The sequence below is a fragment of the Ochrobactrum sp. WV_118_8 genome (assembly GCF_039631535.1).
In the GTDB taxonomy this organism is placed as follows: Bacteria; Pseudomonadota; Alphaproteobacteria; order Rhizobiales; family Rhizobiaceae; genus Brucella; species Brucella anthropi.
Genome location: NZ_JBDIUZ010000002.1, coordinates 16,498 through 39,114, shown reverse-complemented (window position 1 = coordinate 39,114; position 22,617 = coordinate 16,498). Strand labels below are relative to the sequence as shown.

The following is a 22,617-nucleotide window of genomic DNA, read 5'->3' as shown; positions in this document are numbered from 1 at the left end:
TGCCGGTAAACAGGCGCTTTTCATGCTCATTTGGATACTTAACACCCTGAGCAGAAGGGCGATTCTGAATCGCTAGGTGCCTAACCAGGACTATTCAGCTCCTGCTTCTCCGTGCCGGGCCTTGCCGCCCGCTCTTGCTACAGTTAGTTTCATTCCAATGACTTAATCTGCGTGGTGCTTCATGTCTCTGGCCACCAAGGCATTTTCTCATTTCCGACGTTCCTTGTCCGGCGTGGGTATCGCGCTCGGAACACTGTTTTTCGCCGCAGCCCTCACCCCCAGCCTTATCCCGCGAACCTACGTCATGCAGGGAATTCTCGGAGGTGTCGCCTTCGGAGCCGGTTATGGCATCGGCGTATTGTGGCGCTGGCTATGGCATTATCTGGAATTGCCTGAACCCCGGAATCGGCTGCGCAGTCGCGCCAATCTTGTAGTTGGCTTGGTCTGTCTCGCCGTGGCCGTCGTAGCACTCTATTTTGCCGCGGGCTGGCAGAACTCAGTTCGTGCAGTCATGGATATGGAGCCGGTGCCCAGCGCCTATCCAATGAGTGTCTCCGCGTTAGCTGTGCTGACATTTCTGGTTCTGCTAATTCTGGTTCGCCTTCTCATTCTACTTGGGAAATTCGTCTCCGCCAAAGTACAACTCGTTATGCCTCGCCGGTTAGCCAATGTCCTGGGCATTACGATCACTGTTGTGCTCATCTGGACCATCGCCAACGGCCTGCTCATCCAGTCCACTTTCAAGGTTCTGGATCGTTCGTTTCGCGAGTTTGACGCTCTGATCGAACCGGATCGCCCACAACCGACATCACCGAACGAGACTGGCAGCGCCGCTTCGCTTTTGCATTGGAACGAGCTTGGGCGAGCTGGACGTGAGTTCGTTTCCTCGGGTCCCGGAGCTGCCGATATTGCTGCCTTGACTGGCGAAAAGGCTATAGACCCGATACGGGTCTATGCAGGTCTGCAAGTAGCCGATACGCCTGAACAAAGAGCCGAACTGGCACTTGAGGAACTGAAGCGTCAGAACGGTTTTGAACGTTCTGTGCTGGTCGTCATCACTCCAACCGGTACAGGGTGGGTAGATCCAGCAGCCATGGACGGACTGGAGTTTCTGCACAATGGCGATGTGGCCAGCGTTGCCATGCAATATTCCTATCTTTCCAGTCCCTTGTCGTTGTTGTTCCAACCCGAATACGGAGCAGAAGCGTCCCGAGCTCTGTTCATAACCGTCTATAATTACTGGAAAGAACTTCCGCACGATCAGCGCCCACGTCTGTATCTCTATGGCTTGAGCCTTGGGGCGATGAATTCGGAAGTCTCAGCCGAACTTTTCGAAATGCTTGACGATCCAATCAACGGTGCCTTGTGGAGCGGGCCACCTTTCCCGAGCAGGGACTGGAAAGCCATGACCAGACGAAGAAACCCTGGAACTCCAGAATGGCTACCAGTGTTCCGAGACGGCTCCTTTGCACGTTTCATGAATCAGAATGGTGAAGCGCCGGGAAATGGAACCCGCTGGGGGCCATTGCGGGTGGTGTATCTGCAATATGCCAGCGATCCGGTGACATTCTTCGACAGTCTATCGTTCTATCGTCAACCTGACTGGATGCAAGCACCGCGCGGACCGGATGTTTCACCGGAACTGCGGTGGTATCCTGTCGTGACCATGCTGCAATTGGCACTAGATATGGCTTTTGGGACCGCCACACCGATAGGACACGGGCATGTCTATGCTCCGGAACACTATGTCAATGCGTGGCTGGAAGTCACCGACGTGACCGGATGGGACGCAGACAAGATCATGAAGCTAAAGCAGCACCTGCGCCAGAAAATGGATGGAGAAAACGTCGAAGGTTATGACCAGCGCGGCGGGTAGAACACATCCCGAAAAGGGTGAAACGCTTTTCGGGATGTGCGTCAAACGTGACAGTCACGACCCAGCTGGTCTTTCTGCAACTATATCAATAGTCAGGTGATTTCTGCTGCGTCTGGGAATTGCTCAGGTTCAGCATGGGTATTGCTCCATTCGGTAGCATCGTGCTTGGCAGCTGACCGTCCCATCGTTCTGCTTGCGTCAGTGCGACAAGACCCGGATTGTCACGAAGCGCATCGCCACGCGCCTTGATGGCAGTTGCTTCTGCCTCACCCTTTATCCTTATCGCTTCTGCGTCGGCTTCCGCCTGCAGACGAACCGCATCGGCCTGAGCCTGGGCTTCGGCACGGCGTGCGTCTGCCTGCGCCTTTGCCTGCGTCACTGTGATTTCAGCCTGTACCTTTTCGCGCTCTGCATTCTGGCGGAGACGCTGCACTTCAACTTCGGCCAACATACGCTGTTCGATGGACTGCTCATAGGAGTCCGAAAAATCGATATTCTCGATCTGCACCGTGTCGATAATAACCGGACCGCGTACACTGCTCTGAATTGCCTCCGCAATTTCCTGATTGAGACGGCTACGCTCCTGAATGGCTTCCACAGCATTGAATTTGCCGAAAACAGTCTTGCTTTCCTCAAAAACGCGTCGCTCGACAAGGCGGGACAAGAGGCCGTCTTCACCGCCGTAGGTCGCGTAGACTTCCTCCACACGGTCTGGCGGAATGCGATAATTGACCGACAGGTTCATCGTAGCTGGTTGCTGATCGCGGCTATAGGCTTCCATGCTGTTATAGATCGCAGCCTTGGATTGCACCGATATTCGCACAATCGAATCGATCACCGGAATTTTGAAGCCCAGCCCCGGTTGTGCAACGCCGGAAACCGCCCCATAGCGCAAAACAACGCCGCGCTCACCTTCGTCAATCGTGTACCAGGAACCAAGTACTACGCTCAGTATGCCGAGTATAACTATACCGGCCAAAGCCTTGGGTAAAATCTGGCGCATCCCGTCTCCTTTAGCGCTTCGTTATGAAATGGGGAGACCGAAAGCGATTCAACAAATGCACCCCGGAATCTTATCCCGCCGCCTTTTAGAATGCACTGATATGGATGACAATTACTCATGGATACAGTTGATAGACTTAGTCCACAAAAACAAAGCCGCCCATGAAGGGCGGCTTCATTGAGTTTAACAAATTTCCACTGTCAGTATGGCGAATAACACTGCTGACGGGGACCGTTATACGGCTGGAAAGTGTTGTCGGAAGCCCGATAGGACCGATAACGATTATAACACCACTGGACATGCGAGTTGCGGTAACCATAAGCAGGCGCGCGATAGACCGGTGGGGGCGGCGGAGCTGCAATTGCACCACCGATGATTGCGCCAGCGCCGAAAGCTGCGAGCGGATACCACCACCCATCATTGCTGCGACGATAGCCATGACGGTAGTGCCGATAACCGCGGTGTCCATTCCAATAGCCAGGTCCCGGACGATGAGGACGACCATGCCAGCCCGGACGATACCCAGGTCGGTGTCCACCCCAGTTTCCATGTCCTGGCCCGCGGCGCCAGCGGTCATCGCGGACCTGCTGAACATTCTCATTACTTGCCGCAGGCGCAGTTGGCATCACAGGTGCAGCCGAGACCGGCACCATTGCGCCGATCAGAAAGCTTGCACCGACGAGGCCAACCATCATCTTTTTGAAGGTGTTCATCCTGTGCTTCTCCATTTCAATGATGCCATCATTGCTTTCCGTTTATGAATGCACGCTGAATATTGTCGGTAAATTATGTGCATGCCTTATTTTCACGTCGCAATGTATGGCCATTCCATCAATGATTTAACGAAAGAGCCAATATTTTCGTTCGAGCTACTCCATTATTTTTGTTCGCAAATTAAGCGACAATGAGATAACTTGCGTGAATTAGGACAGCTTGTAAGCGTTTTCAGCGAGTGGGGTTTGCATTGGCAACAAGAGTACAGCCGTCCGTGAAAGTTTTGGGAGCATCTTTCTCCCAGGAAGCGAATCCCTTCACGGCAGCGGTTGAACTGACGCCCATGCCAATGCTCATCACAAATCCGCGTCTGCCGGACAATCCGATCATCTTTGCAAACGAGGCCTTCCAGAACCTCACTGGTTACGAGGCCGACGAAATCATCGGGAAGAACTGCCGCTTTCTTCAAGGCCCTGGCACAGACCCGAAACATGTCGAGATCATCCATTCGGCATTGGAAGCCGAACAGTCCGTTGAGATCGATATTCTCAATTATAAGAAATCTGGCGAGCCGTTCTGGAATCGACTTCATATCTCCCCGGTCAAAACCGAGAATGGCGAACTTCATCACTTCGTTTCGTCGCAGCTTGATGTGACGCTGGAACTCGGCAAACTGGTTGAGCTCGAAAAAGAACGCGAAACGCTCTCAATTGAAAAGCAGCGTAGCAGCGATCAACTCCAGTATATCGTTGAAGTGGCGAATGTCGGTTTCTGGACGCGGGATTACACGACCGGGGAGATTAGCTGCTCGGCCGAATATCGTCGCATTTTCGGACTGACGCCGGACGAACCAGTCAACTACGACAAGATCATCGACATGGTGATGCTTGAAGACCGGATAACGCTTATCCAGCGTTCGCAGGAATCTTTTGCCACAGGCAAATCTTTCCGGGTCGAATATCGCATTACCAACAGGCTGGGACAGGTGCGCTGGGTGGAAACACGAGCCAAAGCTCTCCTCGGCAAATCACCTGCGCTTCTGGGCATCGTCATCGACGTCACCGAACGCAAAAAAACCGAGGCTGACAAGGCACTTGTGACCCGCGAAATTTCGCACCGTTTCAAGAACTCAATGGCAATGGTGCAATCGATCGCCAACCAGACCTTGCGCAATGCCACCGATCCGCAAACCGCGAACGAACTATTCAGCGAGCGGCTGCGAGCGCTTAGTCAGGCTCATGACATGCTGCTTCGGGAGGACTGGACGGGCACAACGATCAGCCAGATCTGCGAAACTGCCCTCGCCCCTTTCAACAGCACGTTCGGTCATCGAATCCGAACCAGTGGTCCAGAACTCGTGGTAAGCGACCGAGTAACGGTTTCGCTTTCGCTTGGTTTGTACGAACTCGCGACCAATGCCGTGAAATACGGCGCGCTCTCCAATGAAAACGGCACGGTCCAATTCAGCTGGGATGTGCTCGAAAGGCAGGGCGAGCGAAAATTTCATATGCGCTGGGTTGAAGACGGAGGACCTGCAGTCGAACGCCCTACCCGTCGTGGCTTCGGCCAGCGGCTGCTCTATTCCGTTCTCACGGGCGAACTCAGGGCCAAATGCGACATCAACTTCGCGCCAGATGGACTGGTGATTGACGTCCTGGCCCCTATGACAGCGGATGTATTTCCGCAACTTGACAGTCTTTCCGACACACAAGCCGAGCCGGTATAAAAAGAGCAGCGAAATCGCTGCTCTTTTTCTTTGTTAGTTGTGCGGGCCGCGACGACGTGGCTCGATATAGATTCTGTCGCGATGACGATCACGATCATGGCGCCAGCGGCGATCACGATCCCGTTCGCGATAATAACGTGGTGAGTGACGATCCCATCCGCGACGATCATCCCGCCAGCGGCGATCCGTAACACAGCGACCGCTCGGCGTGCGAACCATGCCGCGACGGCAGCGATAGTCGACCTGAATGGCCGAACCAGTGCTATTGGCGGCTACAGCCGGAATCGGAGCCGGAGCAACCGGTGTGCCTGCTTCAGCGACAGCGGTAACCGCAAAGAGCGCGAGAGCCGCAGAAATTAACGTAAATCTCATTCCGGAGTCCTTTCCAGAGATGGCCAGAATTGGAATCTTGCCCGCAGATAGGTAGGCCAAACAACCATTTGGTAAAGTCACTTAATCTTACGACGCTCTATCAATCTCGACCGCACTCTACAAAAAGCGCTGCCAATTAAACCCAATTACTAACCCGCCATTTTGCGGAGAGACTTTTTAAGAAAGTCGGGATATTAGGTGCCTGTTGAATTCGCACGCAGCCCTTTCCAAGCAAAGGGAAAGCCGCAGAATCTCCAATCCGCGAGGCCGATCCGGCACCGGTCCAGCACCGGTAGCGGGCGGAGCTTTGCGGTCATCGCAAGGAGCAGGAACATGGACTATTCGACCTCTGAAATCGACATGACATGGGGATCGAAAACTGGACTGGGCGCAACCCAGACCGAATGGGTCGAGCTGGTCAGCGGCCTGCCCGAAGAACATGCTCTCTTTCTCCGTGATCTGATTGGCCGTCACCGCGAGCAGTTTGTCGGTGTTTTTTATAATCGCCTTATGAACAATCGTGATGCAGCGACATTCCTGTCCCAGAAAATGGTGCAGGAACGTTTGCACAATTCACTGAGCGACTGGCTGTTGAAAATGTTCCAGAGAACAGCCGACGATGTTGAGGCATTCATTCGTGAACAGCGCAAGGTTGGCGAGGTTCACGCCCGCATCGATGTGCCGATCCACGTCGTCATGCAAGGCGCGCGCCTGCTGAAAAACGAAATCGTCCGTCAACTGAAACTGGAAGTTGCCTCAAGAGAGGTTCTGGCGCGCCTGATCGTGCATGTCAGCAATGCCATCGACATCGCTATCGAAATCATGAGCCAAGCCTTCGTCAAGGACGCGCGCGAAAGTGCCCAGACCGACGAAGCCTACCGGGCTTTCACGCTAAGTCACGATTTTCCGCTTGAACGCGAATCGCAACGTGCAGCGCTTATGGAATGGAGCCAGTCGCTTCTCTTCAACCTCTACGGTAATGCCGATAGTCCGCTTCACTCGCTCGCAAGCTCGGATTTCGGATTGTGGTTGCAACACAAGGCTGATCTGATGTTCTCCAACTCCGGCACGTTGGAAAACATCCGCCGGAATGTAGAACATATCGACAATGTTCTCCTGCCTGCCATCAACAGCGCACGCAAGGACAACCCCGCCGGCCTTGCGGCTTCGTTGGCACAGTTTCAAACCAAGATCGGTGAAGTGAAATTCCTGCTATCCGAATTATTTCAGGCGGCCGCCGCGATGGAAACAGGTCGTGACCCACTGACACGTGCTCTAAACCGGCGTTTCATGCCTTCGATCCTGACCCGTGAAGTGCGCATGGCCTCGCAAAAGGCCATGGATCTGAGCGTTTTGATGATCGATATCGATCACTTCAAGAACATTAACGACACATACGGACACAGCAGTGGCGATGCAGTCCTTCAGCAGGTGGCCGAAGCGATCCTGTCGCTTTGCCGCCCGAGCGACTTCGTGTTCCGCTATGGTGGCGAAGAGTTTCTTGTCGCTCTCGTAGAAGCCGACGAGAACAAAGCTTTTACAATCGCCGAAGAGCTTCGCAGACAGATAGCACAACAACCGTTGAACCTTCCCGATGGCGCACGCCAGTCTGTAACGCTGTCCATCGGGGTTGCAGCATTCAACGGTCATCCCGATTATAGCCATCTCGTCAATGCCGCTGACCGCGCGCTTTATCGGGCCAAGCAGGCAGGACGCAACCGCTGTGAAAAGGAAGTACCGCTCGCGATTCATTGATCGGGGAGGCATTTTGCCATCTGGCGGTCGCGCTGCAAAACCGCCATATGGTGCCATCATGACGAATAATTCCGCCTTCCCCATTTTCGAGACAGCTTCACAAAAGCCGCGTGAACGCGATGCGCTGGAGGCACATTTCCGGCCTGTCGCCGCTGATGCGGTTCCGGTCGATTGGGTCGTTGCCGAAGCGCTGACGGATTATGAAGAAGCACTCGCTTTCATGGAAGCACGTGTCCAGGCCATCCGGGACGGCACTGCCAATGAACTCGTGTGGCTGGTCGAGCATCCCTCGCTTTACACGGCGGGGACGAGCGCCAATGCAGACGATCTCCTGACCCCGAACAGTCTCCCTGTCTTCAACACGGGACGCGGCGGAGAATATACCTATCACGGACCTGGCCAGCGCGTTGCCTATGTGATGCTCGACCTGAAACGCCGCCGCGAGGACGTGCGCGCCTTCGTGACAGCTCTTGAGCAGTGGATCATCGAGAGCCTTGCCGAGTTCAACGTCAAAGGCGAGCGTCGTGAGGATCGTGTCGGCGTATGGGTTACACGGCCTGAAAAGCCGCGCCTTGCCAATGGCGGCATGTGTGAAGACAAGATTGCTGCTATCGGCATCCGCCTCCGTCGCTGGGTGAGCTTTCACGGCATAGCCATCAATGTCGAACCCGATCTCAGCCATTATTCCGGCATCGTTCCTTGCGGAATCTCGGAACATGGCGTTACCAGCCTTGTAGACCTCGGATTGCCGGTAACAATGGGCGACATGGACGTCGCTTTGGGAAGAGCGTTCGAGACGGTCTTCGGAGCCCGTCAGCTGAAATAGAGCATTTCCAGCAAAAGTGCGAAGCGGTTTTGCGTTGGGTAATGCGTAAAATAAAAAGATAGAGCGGTCCCACGATTCCGTTTTAACTAGAACCGCTCTAGCTCTGCCTCAGGCCACGGCGTCGACTTTCACACGGCGCTCGCGCATGAACACATAGAAGCCCGATCCGACGATGATCGCGATGCCGCACCATTTCGACGGTGTCGGGAAATCGCCGAACACGATCAGGCCGACCAGAACCGCATTGACGATTTCCAGATATTGGAACGGTGCCAGCATGGATGCCGGTGCCAGCTTGAACGCCTGCACAACCATCAAATGGCTGACGGTTCCGATCGTCCCCAAAAGCAGCAAAAGCAGCCAAGGCTGAATGCCTTGCGGCAGACCGAAACTCAGATCACCAAGCCCCGCCGCAGTTCCGAAAATCATGGCAACGCCAGCGAGTACCCACCCGCCCACACCCGCATAGAACTGCATGACCAGCGGGCTTTCCTTCGCACCATATTTTCGGTTCAGGATCAGGTAGATGGCAAAGGTTACGGCTGTCGCCAACGGCAGAAGCGAGACAGCACCAAATATCTCGAAACTCGGCTGGATCACGATCATCGTGCCGATGAGACCGATGCCGACCGCGCTGAACCTTCTCCAGCCCACTTTTTCTTTCAGGAAAATTGCCGAAAAGAGCGTCAGAATAAGCGGCTCGGCGAAGAAGACGGCCATAGCATCAGCCAGCGGCATATATTTGACCGCCGTGAAGAAGCAGAGCCCACCAAACCCCATCAAGGCTCCGCGGATGAGATTACCGGCCAGATACTGTGTTCGCAGCGCAGCGAAACCACCAACGATGAGCAGGATAAAGAACATCAGCCAGCATTGAATGAAAAAACGCATGAAGGTGACAGTGGCAGGAGGCATATTATCCACCATGGCGAGCCATTTGCCGATGGCATCCATCAGCGGCAGCAAAAGCACCGAGAGCACCATGATCGCCATGCCCTTAACGTGCGCTTCCATGCCGCTTGTCGCGCTGTTTTGCATTTCAAACTCTCGGTATTCTGAATATTCCCCGCTATCGCTCTATGCCAACTACTGCAGCGTTTCCATCCAATTTGATCGGAAATGTCCTGCTTGTTTGACTTTCGCCTTCTTTCTGGTGCAAATCAGTTCCGTTCTGAACAAGACCCTTTGAAAAAGCCGTGTAAAAACGGAACGTAAGGCGAACTTTAGTCGCCTTTCGCGAACGCGCATGGCATCATTTAGGTGATTCGCGAACAGTATTTTCCGGTCGATGGCGAGCAGGCTCGGCAAAGACCTCCTGAAATTCAGATAGAGAGCTTTTCGGAACAGATGGACGATAGCAACGATCTCTTCTCGAGAGTGGTCAACAATGCCCGGGCCCGAGAACGGGAACAAGAACAGGGGCGCCAGGGGGAAAAACCTGTGGCACCACAGCCTGTTACGCAGCTAGTGGCAGCGCCCTCGCTCTCTGTTCCAAAGCCGGTAACGGCCAAGGCGCCGCCTGCTTCATCGGCAGGCGACGACTATAACGCATCATCCATCCGCGTTCTGGAAGGGCTGGAGCCGGTGCGCCTGCGTCCCGGCATGTATATTGGCGGCACGGACGAAAAGGCGCTCCATCATCTCTTTGCCGAAGTCATCGACAACTCAATGGATGAAGCTGTCGCGGGACATGCCAATTTCATCGAAGTGAGCTTCGATGCCGACGGGTTTGTAACGGTATCGGACAACGGACGCGGCATTCCTGTGGATGAACATCCCCAGGTTCCCGGGAAGTCCACGCTCGAAGTCATCATGACCAAACTGCACGCGGGCGGCAAGTTCGACGGCAAGGCCTATGAGACGTCAGGCGGTCTGCACGGCGTCGGTGTTTCTGTGGTGAATGCCCTTTCCGATATGCTGGAAGTGGAAGTCGCGCGCAATCGCCGTCTTTATCGCCAGCGTTTCTCGCGGGGTATTCCGCAAGGCGGGCTGGAAGAACTCGGCGAAGTGCATAATCGTCGCGGCACCCGCGTCCGTTTCCATCCAGACCCTGATATTTTCGGCAAGACAGCGCAGTTCGATCCGCATCGTCTTTATCGCATGGCGCGGTCGAAAGCTTATCTGTTTGGCGGGGTTGAAATCCGCTGGAACTGCGATCCTTCCCTGCTCGACCCAAAGAAGGAAACACCTGAAAAGGCCGTATTCCACTTCCCTGGTGGCCTGAAGGACTATCTTGAGGCATCGCTTGGCAAGGAACATCAGGTCACGCGTGAGGTTTTCGCAGGAAAGACCGAAAAGCAGGGTGGCCACGGCGCCGTTGAATGGGCCGTTTCGTGGTTTGGTGGGGACGGTTTCGTTCACTCCTATTGTAACACTATCCCGACCGGCGATGGTGGCACCCATGAAGCAGGTTTGCGTATTGCCTTGACGCGAGGGCTGAAAGCCTATGCGGAACTGACCAACAACAAGCGCGCTTCGATCATAACCACCGATGACGTGATGGTATCGGCTGCAGGGATGCTGTCGGTTTTCATTCGCGAGCCGGAATTTGTCGGTCAGACCAAGGACAAGCTTGCCACGGTCGAGGCACAGCGCATCGTGGAGAATGCGATCCGTGATCCATTCGATCATTGGCTCACGGCCTCTCCGCAGGAAGCATCTCGCCTGCTGGAATGGGTGATCGACCGCGCCGACGAGCGCTTGCGTCGCCGTCAGGAAAAAGAAACAGTTCGCAAAAGCGCAACGCGCAAGCTGCGCCTGCCCGGCAAACTTGCCGATTGCACGCAGAATGCCGCAGCCGGTGCAGAACTGTTCATCGTCGAGGGTGACTCGGCAGGTGGTTCAGCCAAGCAGGCGCGCAATCGCGCCAATCAGGCTATCCTGCCATTGCGCGGCAAGATTTTGAATGTTGCCAGCGCCGGGCGCGAAAAACTGACGGCAAACCAGCAGATAAGTGATCTTGTGCAGGCACTCGGCAGTGGTACGCGCAAGAATTATCGGGAAGACGACTTGCGCTATGATCGCGTCATCGTCATGACCGACGCTGACGTCGATGGTGCACATATCGCATCGCTGCTCATCACCTTCTTTTATCAGGAAATGCCGGACCTGATCCGCAATGGTCATCTCTATCTGGCTGTGCCTCCGCTTTTCCGCCTAAGCCAGGGTGGAAAGGTAGCTTATGCGCGTGATGAAGCACATAAGGATGAGCTTCTACGCACCATGTTTACCGGGCGTGGTAAAGTGGAAATCGGTCGCTTCAAAGGCCTTGGCGAAATGCGCGCCGAACAGCTCAAGGAAACCACCATGGACCCAAAGAAGCGCACGCTTCTGCGTGTTCAGGTGGACGAAGATTATGTCGATGAAACCCGCAACACCGTCGATGAACTGATGGGCACCAAGCCAGAGGCCCGTTTCCGTTTCATTCAGGACCGTGCGGCTTTTGTGGAAGAGTTGGATATCTAGAGCGCATCCCGAAAAGTGGGAACTGGTTTTCGGAACGAGATGCGCGTAAAAAATACAGCATTTCAGTGGACCACGAAACGTGCCCGAGAATGCAAACAGGATGAACGGCAATGCGCGAGCACGGTGCCGTTCATTTTCTTTTTCAATAAAACTATTTAAGCCGTTGAGAAAAAGAAGCTTCAGGCTTTCACATCAATGCCTAGCTTGGCTTCAATCTCCTCAATCGACTCTTTGACGAAGAACGTCTGATCCGTACTCAGCGTAACAATACGTGTGCCGGTTCCATAAGCGTTATAAGAGAGAACGTGATTAAAATTCACGGCGAGCTTTTCGCCGTTCACTTCCGTCAACATGATCCACATCGCTTGCCCTCCTCTTGATGTTATCCACTCCAAGGAAGGATAGGCGCGATAGACCATTCGGCAACGGTTGCGGTAAGCTGGCCTTCAAAGATCAGCGCGCATCCTGACTTTCTCGACGGTTCTTTCGAAACTTTCCGACCACTCATCTCCTTGCCGGTCGATCCGGAAACCAGCCTTTTTGTAAAGATTGATCGCGGGAAGATTATCCGCATGGGTGCCGATCAGTGCTTCATCAAAACCATCAAGCAGAATTTGCGCCATCAGGGCATCAAGAATCTGTCTGCCAATCCCCTGCCCGTGATGCGGTGGATCGACCCATAAATCGGAAATGTAATTGCTTTGGGGCACCCTGGCACCCCAGCCTGCTAGTATTCCTGCCTTTTCGGCAGCCAGAACACCGTCCGCAATTTCTTGGAGATCGCGCTGGAACCTGGCTTCCAGCACTTCCTGCCGCTCAGTGGTCAGTTCAATATCGCGCGCGGCTATCCGCCAGGCCCTGACCGCTAATGCAGCCATAGAAACAAATTCGCCGGGGAAACCCCGGCGAATAAGAAGTTCGGTTTTTACCACCACTTTGCCGGAGTAAACCGTCCGGCAGCCTGCTCAATGGCATGCGCTGCCTGGAACAAAGTCTCTTCCTCGAACGGACGCCCGATCAGCTGAAGGCCAAGCGGCAAGCCTTTGTCATTGATACCGGCCGGCACGGCAATGCCCGGCAGACCGGCCATGTTGACTGTTACCGTGAAGATGTCATTGAGATACATCTTGACCGGATCATTGGCGAGATCCTCATCGGCAAGACCAAAGGCAGCCGATGGCGTCGCTGGCGTCAGGATCGCATGTACGCCCTTGGCGAATACATTTTCAAAATCCTTCTTGATCAACGTACGCACCTTCTGCGCACGCAGATAATAGGCGTCGTAATAGCCAGCCGACAGAACATAGGTGCCGATCATGATGCGGCGCTTTACTTCCTTGCCGAAGCCAGCCGCGCGGGTCTGTTCGTACATATCGGCAATGTCCTTGCCGGGTACACGCAAACCGTAACGCACGCCGTCATAACGGGCGAGGTTCGAAGAGGCTTCCGCCGGTGCCACGATGTAATAAGCGGGCAGCGCATATTTCGTGTGTGGCAGCGAAATATCGATGATCTCAGCACCGGCATCCTTCAGATACTGGATACCCTTCTGCCAAAGTTCCTCAATCTCGTCCGGCATGCCGTCAACGCGATATTCCTTCGGAATACCAATCTTCATGCCCTTGAGTGACTTGCCGATAGCAGCCTCATAATCCGGAATAGGCAGATCGACCGATGTCGTATCCTTGAGATCAAGCGAAGCCATGGATTTCAACAGAATAGCGGCATCACGCACGTCGCGAGCGATCGGACCAGCCTGATCGAGCGACGAAGCGAAGGCAACCGTGCCCCAGCGTGAAACGCGGCCATAGGTCGGCTTGATGCCAACTGTGCCGGTGAAGGCTGCGGGCTGGCGGATCGAGCCGCCTGTATCGGTTGCGGTAGCGCCAGCGCAAAGCTGTGCGGCGACAGCGGCAGCCGAACCGCCCGACGAACCGCCCGGCACCAGATCGGCGTTGGAGCCGTTGGCGCGCCATGGATTTTTGACCGAACCGTAATAGGAGGTTTCGTTGGACGAACCCATTGCAAACTCATCCATGTTGAGCTTGCCGAGCATAACCGCACCATCAGCCCACAGATTGGCTGTTACGGCTGACTCATATTCCGGCTTGAAACCGTCGAGAATGTGAGAGCAGGCCTGCGTATGCACGCCCTTGGTGGCAAACAGGTCCTTCACGCCGAGCGGAATGCCTTCCAGTGCGCCCGCTTCACCCTTGGCAATACGCTCATCCGAAGCTTTGGCCATCGAACGCGCCTGATCGTGAGTTACTTTCACATAGGCGTTGATGGTTTCATTCGCGGAATCGATAGCGGAAAGATAGGCGTCGGTGAGTTCGGTCGCGGTGATGGCTTTGGCCTTCAGCTTGTCGCGCGCCTCGGCAATGGTCAGTGCGGTCAGTTCGCTCATCGTCAAATCCTGTCAGTGCGCCTCAACGAGACGCTTTTCAAAAAAGGCGCTGTATTCGGAATCCGGATAGTCCAGAACCACACCGCAGCGCGTAAAACCTGAATTCTCATAAAGCCGCCATGCACCTGCAAAACCGGGGCCCGTGCCCGTTTCGAGTACAAGACGGGAAATGCCCTTGGCCCTCGCCTGATCGACAATCGCATCCACCAGAACTGAACCAACACGCTTTCCGCGCACTTCCGGAAGTGTGAACATACGCTTCACCTCACCGACGCCATCTTCGTGCATCTTCAAGGCACCGCAGCCGACTGCCTTGCCGTCTTCATCGCGCGCCACAAAAACCGTCGTATCTGGCCCCGCCATCTGCTCAACTGTCATCTTGAACTGGAATTCCAGCGGTGACAGCGGCAGAAGATGCGCATTCAGGCCCTCGACCAGTGCGCGCACATCATCCTGCAAGGGGGTCTCGACTGAAACCCGTATGGCCATAACCTACTCCACGACCTTTGGTACGACGAAGAAATTGTCTTCCGTAACCGGTGCGTTGGCCACCACCGCAGCAGCAATACCGCCATCCGTTACCTTGTCTTGGCGCATGCGCATGTCCATCGGCGTAACAGAAGTCATAGGCTCGATACCATCGACATTGACTTCGTTCAGTTGCTCGACAAAGCCCAGAATAGCATTGAGTTCGCCAGTCATGCGTTCGGCATCGTCGTCATTGACGGCAATGCGCGCCAGATGCGCGACGCGCTTGACGGTAGAAATATCGACGGACATCCTGTTCTCCGCAAATGCTAGATTGGGCGGCGAACCGCCACCCTGAAAAGTTTTCCTACCGGCTATAACGGCGCGATTGTTGAAGCGCAACATTTCTTGCGCTTCAAATCCAAAGTCAGAACGAATGAACGGTGCCAGCTGGATCAGCAATAACCTTCGTTTCCCGATGATCTGCCATTCCGGCCAAGAACTTATCCGCCGTCTGGTCGATGATCGGAAATGAGGCGTAATGGCATGGCAGCACGGTTTTGAAGTTGAAATAGCGCTGGCAGGCGAGAGCCGCGACCGCGCCACCCATCGTGAAACGGTCACCAATGGGAACGATGCCGATTTCTGGCTGATGGAGCTCATTGATAAGCCCCATATCCGAGAAGATGTCCGTGTCGCCCATATGATAGAGCGTCGGTGCATCTTCGAAATGGAATACCAGACCATTAGGATTCCCCAGCGCCTGCGAAACACCGTTTTGCGTCAGCATTGCCGAAGAGTGGAGTGCATTGACGAAAGTAACGGTGAACCCGTCATGCGCCACCGTGCCACCCGTATTGCCAGGATCGAGCTTTTCCACGCCCTGGCTGCCAAGCCAGGATGCAAGATCGGCATTGGCAATCACAATCGCGCCATGCTCCCTGGCGATGGCAACCGTATCGCCCACATGGTCGCCATGACCATGGGTCAGCGCTATATGGGTTACGCCCTTGGTCGCCTCCTTGAAGTCGATCCCCTTTGCACCGGGATTTCCGTTCAGAAACGGATCGATGAGAATAACAGCCTTTGCCGTTTCAATGCGGAAAGCGGCGTGGCCAAGCCATGTTAGTTTCATAAAGTCTCTCCTCAATCTCTGTTTCCGGCTCGATTTCCGGTTTGCGAACAGATATGACGCCGATAAAGTTGAAGGCAATATGAAACCACTTCAAAATCCTATGAGGACCAATGGCTGTCGTTGAAATCGAGGAAATTCCGGCGCTGCTTCAGTCCGGGCAGACCATTGCCGGACTGGATCTGGGAACCAAGACCATCGGCCTTGCGGTGTCTGATCTCGGTCTTTCCTTCGCGCATCCGCGCCCCGTTATCAAACGGGTGAAGTTTTCCATCGACGCACAGGTGCTTTTGAAGGCACTCGACGCCGACAAGGTCGGCGTTATCGTCATCGGTTTGCCTATGAATATGGACGGAACATCCGGTCCCCGCGTTCAGGCCACACGGGCATTTGTGCGCACCATGCAGCCGTTGACCGACCTGCCCTTCGTTTTCTGGGATGAACGCTTATCGACCGTCGCTGCCGAACGGGCACTGATCGGTATGGACGTCTCACGCGGCAAGCGGGCCGAACGGATCGATTCGGCTGCGGCATCCTTCATTCTTCAAGGCGCACTCGACCGCCTGCACAGTATCAGGCGGTCGGCATCCGACGATTACGACGCCGGATAAAGCTGATCCAGAATCCGTTCCGCATTGTGGCGCGCATCCAGCATGCCATAGGTCGAACGCCACTGGCCGCCAAGACGGGTCTCGATGAACGCATCAGCCACATCGTCGGCCCCAATCTGACGCAATTCTGCTGCTGCAGCAGCATAGGCCAGTTGCTCGGTTAGAAGGCGTGCGACACCCGGATCGGTTTCGGTCAGCTGCAATGCAGCACGCAGCACATCAAGTGTCCCTTGCCCACGCGGACCAAGCTGCCCGCCGATCCACTCCAGCACTTCATCGAAAAGCCCCGGTGCGCGCGACAGCACACGTGCCACGTCCAGTGCCATGACATTGCCGGAACCCTCCCAGATCGCATTGACCGGCGCTTCGCGATAGGCGCGTGCGAGATTGCCTTCTTCGATGTAACCGTTGCCGCCGAGGCACTCCATTGCTTCATAGAGTAATGCAGGTGCGATCTTGCAAACCCAGTATTTCACCACCGGCGTCATGCAACGGGCAAAAGCCGCCTCGGCACGATCACTGGCAGCCATATCGAAAGCGCGTGCCAGCCGTATGGAAAGTGCAGTCGCACCGGCAACATCGAGCGCCATGTCGGCAAGAACGCGCTGCATCAATGGCTGCTCGACAAGAGCCTTGCCGAATACCTGACGATAACGGCTATGGTGCACGGCTTCGGCAAGGCCTGAACGCATCAGTCCGGCCGACGCGACAGCGCAATCGAGCCGTGTCAGCGTGACCATATCCATGATCGTTTTGACGCCTTCACCGGGATTACCGATCAGATGACCGATGGCACCATCGAATTCAACCTCCGACGAAGCGTTGGACTTATTGCCGAGCTTGTCTTTCAGGCGCTGGAAAAAGAACCCGTTCCCGCTTCCCTCTGAAGTGAGGCGCGGGAGCAGAAAACAGGAAAGGCCTTCTTCTGCCTGCGCGAGCGTCAGCAAAGCATCCGACATTGGTGCGGACATGAACCACTTGTGGCCGGTTATGGCATAGGTGCCATCTTCATTGCGTGTCGCGCGGGTCGTATTGGCGCGCACATCGGTCCCGCCCTGCTTTTCAGTCATGCCCATGCCAAGCGTAATGCCCTGCTTGGCAAAAGCGGGTTTCTGCGAAAAATCGTATTTGCGCGACAGGATGACCGCCGACCATTCCTTATAGATTTCCGGCGATGCCATAAGTGCTGCGAGCGACGCGCTGGTCATGGTAAGCGGGCAGAGGTGTCCCGCCTCGAGCTGTGCGGTCAGGAAAAAGCGCGATGCACGCGCCTGATGACGGCGGCCGCTTTCGAGCGGATTGCCTTCCCAGATCGAGCAATGCAGTCCTGCCGCGATGGAACGGCGCATCAGCGCATGATAGGCAGGATGATATTCGACAAGGTCGATACGGTTGCCCTGCCTGTCATGCGTGCGCAATTTTGGCAGTTCGGTATTGGCGAGACGCGCAAGGTCCTGCGCTTCAGCCGACGACACAAAACGTCCCGTCTGTTCCAGATCGGCATGCAGTTCCTTCGGGAATCCTGCCGCAATCTGCATCAAGAGCGGATCGCCCAGATAGGCATTGTTGCCAGTCATGGGTGGCGTCTGGTTGGTAACGTCGTGCGTTTTCAAAAGCTCGTTCCGTATTGTGCGATTCAATTTAATTTAGGTTTCTTGCATTGCATTTGCTAAAATTTTGCCATCCCGAACACAATTTGTCGTCAGAACAGCACAGGTTTTTCTTGGTGAATCGCCTGAAGCCATTATAAGGACGGTTGCGGGACCTGCCTCATGGTCCTATACGGGTGACTTGCCATGACAAATCAAACGGTCCCTCCGCTTTTCCCTCACCGCCACCTGCTGGGCATCAAGGGGCTTTCGCCCCTGGACATTCTCTGCCTTCTTGATCTCGCCGATCAGGAAATCGCTGTCTCCAGACAGCCAGAGAAGAAAAAGTCCGTGCTTCGCGGTCGCACGCAAATCAATCTCTTCTTCGAAGCATCGACACGAACGCAATCGTCGTTCGAGCTAGCCGGAAAACGGCTCGGTGCCGACGTCATGAATATGTCTGTCGGCAACTCGTCGGTCAAGAAAGGCGAAACGCTCATCGATACAGCGATGACGCTGAACGCCATGCAGCCAGATATATTGGTTATCCGTCACGCTTCGGCGGGCGCGGCTGCCCTGCTCGCGCAGAAAGTCGGCTGTTCGGTGGTCAACGCCGGTGACGGCGCGCACGAACACCCCACCCAGGCACTTCTCGATGCGCTGACCATTCGTCGCGCCAAGGGCGGAATCGAAAACCTGATCGTCGCCATTTGCGGCGATGTGCTGCATTCCCGCGTCGCACGCTCCAACATTCTCCTCCTCAACGCGCTTGGCGCACGGGTACGCGTCGTCGCGCCATCCACCCTTCTGCCTTCCGGCATGGCCGATATGAGCGTCGAAGTCTTCAATTCGATGGAAGAAGGCTTGAAAGATGCCGATGTGGTCATGATGCTGCGCCTTCAGCGTGAGCGCATGGCCGGCTCCTTCGTGCCTTCGGTACGCGAATATTTCCGCTTCTACGGCCTCGATAAAGAGAAGCTCAAAGTCGCCAAGCCAGACGCGCTCGTCATGCATCCCGGTCCGATGAATCGCGGCGTCGAGATCGCATCCGACGTTGCCGACGGACCGCAGAGCGTGATCCAGCAACAGGTAGAAATGGGCGTCGCCGTGCGTATGGCCGTGATGGAAGCCCTGCTCGATCCGCGCCGTAATCCCAGCAACGGAGAAGCAGCATGAGCGCGATCCTGTTTGAAAACGCGCGCATCATCGATCCGTCGCGGGGTCTCGATGAAACCGGCAGCGTTCTGATCCGCGATGGCAAGATTGTTGCCGCCGGAGCGGATGCCCGCAATCAGGGCGCACCGGAAGGTGCGGAAATCATCGACCTGAACGGCAAAGCAGTATTGCCTGGCCTCGTGGATGCGCGCGTCTTCGTCGGTGAGCCCGGTGCCGAACATCGCGAAACCATTGCGTCGGCAAGCCGCGCGGCAGCTGCTGGCGGTGTAACCTCAATCATCATGATGCCCGACACCGATCCGGTGATCGATGACGTAGCTCTGGTGGAATTTGTCAAACGCACGGCGCGTGACACGGCTGTCGTCAATGTGCACCCGGCTGCGGCGATCACCAAAGGTCTGCGCGGCGAAGAAATGACCGAAATCGGCCTGCTGCGCGATGCCGGTGCCGTCGCCTTCACGGAAGGCAGGCAGACAATCGCCAATACCCAGCTCATGCGGCGCGCTCTGACCTACGCTCGCGATTTCAATGCCGTGATTGCCTGCGAAACACGCGATCCGTTCCTTGGTGCGAATGGCGTGATGAACGAGGGTCTGTTTGCAAGCTGGCTCGGTCTTTCCGGGAGTCCGCGTGAAGCGGAGGTGATTCCCCTGGAACGCGATCTCCGTCTAGCAGCCCTGACCAACAGCAACTATCATGCGGCACAGCTTTCCTGCGAAATGTCGGCGGAAGCCGTTCGCCGCGCCAAGGATCTCGGCGCGAAGGTAACGGCAGGCGTATCGATCAACCATTTGTCGCTTAATGAAAACGACATTGGTGAATTCCGCACGTTTTTCCGACTTTCGCCACCTTTGCGCGGAGAACAGGATCGCCTTGCTATGGTCGAAGCCGTGAAGAACGGCACCATCGATATTGTCGTTTCGGCTCATGATCCGCAAGATGTCGATACCAAACGCCTGCCCTTTGCTGATGCCGAAGCCGGTGCCATCGGCCTTGAAACATTGCTGGGGGCCGCACTTCGTCTCTATCACAATGACAGCATTCCGCTGCTGCGGCTGGTTGAAGTGCTATCAACAGCTCCAGCGCGTATTTTCGGCCTTGATGCTGGTACGCTAAAGCCAGACGCCAAGGCAGATCTCGCCATTGTCGATCTGGATGAGCCTTGGATCGTACGTGAAGAAGATCTGCACTCGCTATCCAAGAACAGTTGCTTTGAAAGTGCTCGCTTTCAAGGTCGCGTCGTCCACACCTTAGTGGCTGGCAAGACCGTTTACTCGGCTTGAAAAACGCCGCATAACCCGGAACAATCATTCGAAAATTCCGGGTAGGCGGAATCAAGAAACAAGGGGACATTCATGGCCGAACCGGGATTCCTTAGCTTGACGCTCATAGGGGCGCTCGTCTTCGGCTATTTTCTTGGCTCCATTCCATTTGGTTTGATCCTGACCCGGCTTGCAGGATTGGGCGACGTCCGGTCCATCGGCTCGGGCAATATCGGCGCGACGAACGTGCTGCGCACCGGTAACAAGAAGCTTGCCGCTGCGACGCTGATTTTTGACATGCTGAAAGGTACGGTCGCCGTTCTCGTCGCTTCACGCTACGGCCCGGACGCCGCTATTGGTGCAGGCTTCGGTGCCTTTATCGGGCATCTCTTTCCAGTATGGATCGGCTTCAAGGGTGGCAAAGGCGTCGCCACCTATCTGGGCGTCCTCATCGGGCTTGCATGGCCCGGAGCATTGGTCTTCGCTGCCGTCTGGATCGTGACGGCACTTTTGACGCGCTATTCCTCCCTTGCGGCACTTATCGCCAGCATCGTTGTTCCCATTGCGCTCTATTCGCGGGGGTATCCAGCAATCGCAGTGCTCTTTGCGATCATGACGGTCATCGTTATCTTCAAACATAAGGCCAACATTACGCGCCTCTTAAACGGCACCGAGAGCAAGATCGGAGCCAAGGGATGAAGGAAAGCGCGAATTCGAAAACTGGAATTCGCCTCTCTGATCGCCAGCGGCTTAACTGGCTACGCCTCATCCGAACCGACAATATCGGCCCTGTCACCTTTCGCGATCTGATTCTGTTTTGTGGCTCAGCATCAAGCGCGATAGAAATGCTACCTGATCTCAATATCAGAGGCGGCAGTGCCCGTCCGATCCGCGTTGCGTCCATGGACGACGCTGAGCGCGAGCTTGAAGCTATTGAACGCGCCGGTGCCCGTCTTGTCGGCATGGGCGAACCGGATTATCCACAGCAACTCAAGAATTGTGAGGCTCCGCCCCCTTTGGTTACGATCAAGGGGAATGCAGCCATTTTCAGCAAGCCACCCATCGCTATTGTCGGTTCACGTAATGCTTCGGTGATTGGCGCACGTTTTACCGAGCGTCTGGCACATGATCTTGGCGAGGCAGGATTTGCTGTGATTTCCGGACTTGCCCGCGGCATTGATGCCGCTGCGCACCGCGCAAGCATGAAAACCGGTACCGTAGCAGTACTTGCAGGTGGACTTGACCGCCCCTATCCGCCGGAAAACCTTCCACTCTATCACGCCATACCAGAACAAGGTGGCGCGCTCATAAGCGAAATGCCAATGGGCGCAGAGCCACGCTCGCGTGATTTTCCACGCCGCAATCGGATTATTGCAGGCTTGTCGCTGGGTTTGATCGTCGTCGAAGCAGCAGAGCGTTCCGGCTCGCTTATCAGCGCGCGTATGGCCGGGGACATGGGACGCACCGTGTTCGCTGTTCCTGGCTCTCCGCTTGATCCTCGTGCGCGCGGCACAAACCTGCTTCTGAAACAAGGTGCGACACTGGTTACCGAAGCAAACGATGTCATTGAAGCACTCCGGCCGCTGGCCGGTCCAAACGCCTATCAGGCGAATATACCAGCACAGCCAGATCTTTTATCCCCAGCGCTGGAAGAACCGGAATCGCTCCAACCGTTCGCAACGGAAGAGCAAAGAGACATCGTTATCGATGCGCTCGGTCCTGTACCGACCGACATTGACACCCTCGTTCGTCACACGGGTATGGATACTGGAGCTGTTCAGCTCATTCTGCTGGAACTGGACTTGGCAGGGCGGCTCCATCGATATGCCGGCAATCAGGTGGCATTGGTTCCGATGGAGTGACGACTGTTACGACTCGGCCTCATTGTGAAGCGCTTCCCGAGCCTCAATGAGAGCTATTTCGATCATATAGGCCAGCAACACATAATTCGTACTTTTCGCCATCAAACTGAGCTGTTCAAGCATCTGCTCTATATATGCTACCGTCTCGGAGCGAGTCGCGGTTTCCATATCCTCACCGTCTTCCATCTCTGGAAAACTCGCCGTATCATCCATACCTATCTCCTCGAGAGATAAACTCGATTTCTTCATACCCTATGCTACTATTGGTTTCATTCAACTTAACAGCAATCTTAAGTTGTATTTCGTGATTTTTGTTGTCCTGCTCTTGACCAAACGCTGCCCGCTGTTCATGTGAAGGCAACGAATTTCACGC

The 22,617-nt window shown here is 55.3% G+C and carries 22 protein-coding genes; 10 read left to right on the top strand and 12 right to left on the bottom strand.

Annotation, left to right across the window (positions count from 1 at the left end; translation table 11 throughout):
- Positions 1-181: 181 nt before the first annotated feature.
- Positions 182-1,876 carry an alpha/beta hydrolase gene (locus ABDF71_RS14395; RefSeq protein WP_151615112.1) on the top strand — a complete coding sequence of 565 codons (1,695 nt, stop codon included), beginning with the start codon at positions 182-184 and terminating at the stop codon, positions 1,874-1,876.
- An 85-nt stretch (positions 1,877-1,961) separates the two neighbouring features.
- Here the strand turns inward: ABDF71_RS14395 and ABDF71_RS14390 are convergent, their stop codons facing one another.
- Together ABDF71_RS14390 and ABDF71_RS14385 are read right to left on the bottom strand one after the other, a co-directional pair.
- Positions 1,962-2,879 (bottom strand): prohibitin family protein, encoded by a 918-nt coding sequence (locus ABDF71_RS14390; RefSeq protein WP_010658848.1) that lies wholly within the window; start codon positions 2,877-2,879, stop codon positions 1,962-1,964.
- Between the two features lie 200 nt (positions 2,880-3,079).
- Positions 3,080-3,592: a BA14K family protein gene (locus tag ABDF71_RS14385; protein ID WP_151664303.1), complete on the bottom strand. Its 513-nt coding sequence runs from the start codon at positions 3,590-3,592 to the stop codon at positions 3,080-3,082.
- Between the two features lie 284 nt (positions 3,593-3,876).
- Between ABDF71_RS14385 and ABDF71_RS14380 the strand changes: the two genes are divergently transcribed.
- Positions 3,877-5,319 carry an HWE histidine kinase domain-containing protein gene (locus ABDF71_RS14380; RefSeq protein ID WP_255354128.1) on the top strand — a complete coding sequence of 481 codons (1,443 nt, stop codon included), beginning with the start codon at positions 3,877-3,879 and terminating at the stop codon, positions 5,317-5,319.
- Positions 5,320-5,352: 33 nt separating this feature from the next.
- Here the strand turns inward: ABDF71_RS14380 and ABDF71_RS14375 are convergent, their stop codons facing one another.
- A complete protein-coding gene (locus tag ABDF71_RS14375; RefSeq protein WP_010658852.1) occupies positions 5,353-5,691 on the bottom strand; it encodes a hypothetical protein in 339 nt (112 codons plus the stop codon).
- 333 nt (positions 5,692-6,024) lie between these two features.
- On the opposite strand from ABDF71_RS14375, the gene ABDF71_RS14370 reads away from it, so the two are divergent.
- Together ABDF71_RS14370 and lipB are read left to right on the top strand one after the other, a co-directional pair.
- Entirely contained in the window at positions 6,025-7,446 is a 1,422-nt protein-coding gene (locus tag ABDF71_RS14370) for a GGDEF domain-containing protein (RefSeq protein WP_036586236.1), read from the top strand.
- Positions 7,447-7,504: 58 nt separating this feature from the next.
- A complete protein-coding gene (gene lipB / locus ABDF71_RS14365; protein ID WP_258124334.1) occupies positions 7,505-8,272 on the top strand; it encodes a lipoyl(octanoyl) transferase LipB in 768 nt (255 codons plus the stop codon).
- Positions 8,273-8,380: 108 nt separating this feature from the next.
- Here lipB and ABDF71_RS14360 read toward each other — a convergent pair whose 3' ends face one another.
- Positions 8,381-9,310 carry a DMT family transporter gene (locus tag ABDF71_RS14360; protein ID WP_029927321.1) on the bottom strand — a complete coding sequence of 310 codons (930 nt, stop codon included), beginning with the start codon at positions 9,308-9,310 and terminating at the stop codon, positions 8,381-8,383.
- 309 nt (positions 9,311-9,619) lie between these two features.
- Between ABDF71_RS14360 and parE the strand changes: the two genes are divergently transcribed.
- A complete protein-coding gene (parE, locus tag ABDF71_RS14355; protein WP_258124350.1) occupies positions 9,620-11,737 on the top strand; it encodes a DNA topoisomerase IV subunit B in 2,118 nt (705 codons plus the stop codon).
- 179 nt (positions 11,738-11,916) lie between these two features.
- On the opposite strand, the gene ABDF71_RS14350 is transcribed toward parE, so the two are convergent.
- The 6 genes from ABDF71_RS14350 to ABDF71_RS14325 form a co-directional block, all read right to left on the bottom strand.
- Positions 11,917-12,099: a flagellar FlbD family protein gene (locus ABDF71_RS14350; protein WP_010658857.1), complete on the bottom strand. Its 183-nt coding sequence runs from the start codon at positions 12,097-12,099 to the stop codon at positions 11,917-11,919.
- A gap of 84 nt (positions 12,100-12,183) precedes the next feature.
- Positions 12,184-12,615, bottom strand: coding sequence for a GNAT family N-acetyltransferase (locus ABDF71_RS14345; protein WP_192799905.1), 432 nt, complete (start codon positions 12,613-12,615; stop codon positions 12,184-12,186).
- A gap of 47 nt (positions 12,616-12,662) precedes the next feature.
- The gene (gene gatA, locus ABDF71_RS14340) at positions 12,663-14,144 is read right to left on the bottom strand and encodes an Asp-tRNA(Asn)/Glu-tRNA(Gln) amidotransferase subunit GatA (protein WP_258124326.1); all 1,482 of its coding nucleotides are present in this window, start codon (positions 14,142-14,144) and stop codon (positions 12,663-12,665) included.
- 12 nt (positions 14,145-14,156) lie between these two features.
- Positions 14,157-14,633, bottom strand: coding sequence for a GNAT family N-acetyltransferase (locus ABDF71_RS14335; protein WP_010658860.1), 477 nt, complete (start codon positions 14,631-14,633; stop codon positions 14,157-14,159).
- 3 nt (positions 14,634-14,636) lie between these two features.
- On the bottom strand, positions 14,637-14,924 hold the full coding sequence (gene gatC, locus ABDF71_RS14330; RefSeq protein WP_010658861.1) for an Asp-tRNA(Asn)/Glu-tRNA(Gln) amidotransferase subunit GatC: 288 nt from the start codon (positions 14,922-14,924) through the stop codon (positions 14,637-14,639).
- Between the two features lie 115 nt (positions 14,925-15,039).
- Positions 15,040-15,747, bottom strand: coding sequence for a metal-dependent hydrolase (locus tag ABDF71_RS14325; RefSeq protein WP_258124323.1), 708 nt, complete (start codon positions 15,745-15,747; stop codon positions 15,040-15,042).
- A 110-nt stretch (positions 15,748-15,857) separates the two neighbouring features.
- Here ABDF71_RS14325 and ruvX point away from each other — a divergent pair, with 110 nt between their 5' ends.
- Positions 15,858-16,355, top strand: a complete 498-nt coding sequence (gene ruvX, locus ABDF71_RS14320; RefSeq protein ID WP_029927310.1) for a Holliday junction resolvase RuvX — start codon at positions 15,858-15,860, stop codon at positions 16,353-16,355.
- Here ruvX and ABDF71_RS14315 read toward each other — a convergent pair.
- Positions 16,340-17,968, bottom strand: coding sequence for an acyl-CoA dehydrogenase family protein (locus tag ABDF71_RS14315; protein ID WP_029927309.1), 1,629 nt, complete (start codon positions 17,966-17,968; stop codon positions 16,340-16,342). The two genes, ruvX and ABDF71_RS14315, sit on opposite strands and share 16 nt — an antisense overlap.
- A gap of 183 nt (positions 17,969-18,151) precedes the next feature.
- Here ABDF71_RS14315 and ABDF71_RS14310 point away from each other — a divergent pair, with 183 nt between their 5' ends.
- The 4 genes from ABDF71_RS14310 (at position 18,152) to dprA (ending at position 22,244) form a co-directional block, all read left to right on the top strand.
- Positions 18,152-19,120: an aspartate carbamoyltransferase catalytic subunit gene (locus tag ABDF71_RS14310; RefSeq protein WP_012093049.1), complete on the top strand. Its 969-nt coding sequence runs from the start codon at positions 18,152-18,154 to the stop codon at positions 19,118-19,120.
- Positions 19,117-20,403 carry a dihydroorotase gene (locus ABDF71_RS14305; protein WP_258124317.1) on the top strand — a complete coding sequence of 429 codons (1,287 nt, stop codon included), beginning with the start codon at positions 19,117-19,119 and terminating at the stop codon, positions 20,401-20,403. The genes ABDF71_RS14310 and ABDF71_RS14305 overlap by 4 nt, the downstream gene beginning before the upstream one ends.
- A 72-nt stretch (positions 20,404-20,475) precedes the next feature.
- The gene (gene plsY / locus ABDF71_RS14300) at positions 20,476-21,081 is read left to right on the top strand and encodes a glycerol-3-phosphate 1-O-acyltransferase PlsY (RefSeq protein WP_010658867.1); all 606 of its coding nucleotides are present in this window, start codon (positions 20,476-20,478) and stop codon (positions 21,079-21,081) included.
- Positions 21,078-22,244 (top strand): DNA-processing protein DprA, encoded by a 1,167-nt coding sequence (dprA, locus tag ABDF71_RS14295; RefSeq protein WP_010658868.1) that lies wholly within the window; start codon positions 21,078-21,080, stop codon positions 22,242-22,244. Before plsY ends, dprA begins: the two co-directional genes overlap by 4 nt.
- A gap of 6 nt (positions 22,245-22,250) precedes the next feature.
- Here dprA and ABDF71_RS14290 read toward each other — a convergent pair whose 3' ends face one another.
- On the bottom strand, positions 22,251-22,457 hold the full coding sequence (locus ABDF71_RS14290) for a hypothetical protein (RefSeq protein WP_010658869.1): 207 nt from the start codon (positions 22,455-22,457) through the stop codon (positions 22,251-22,253).
- Positions 22,458-22,617: the final 160 nt, after the last annotated feature.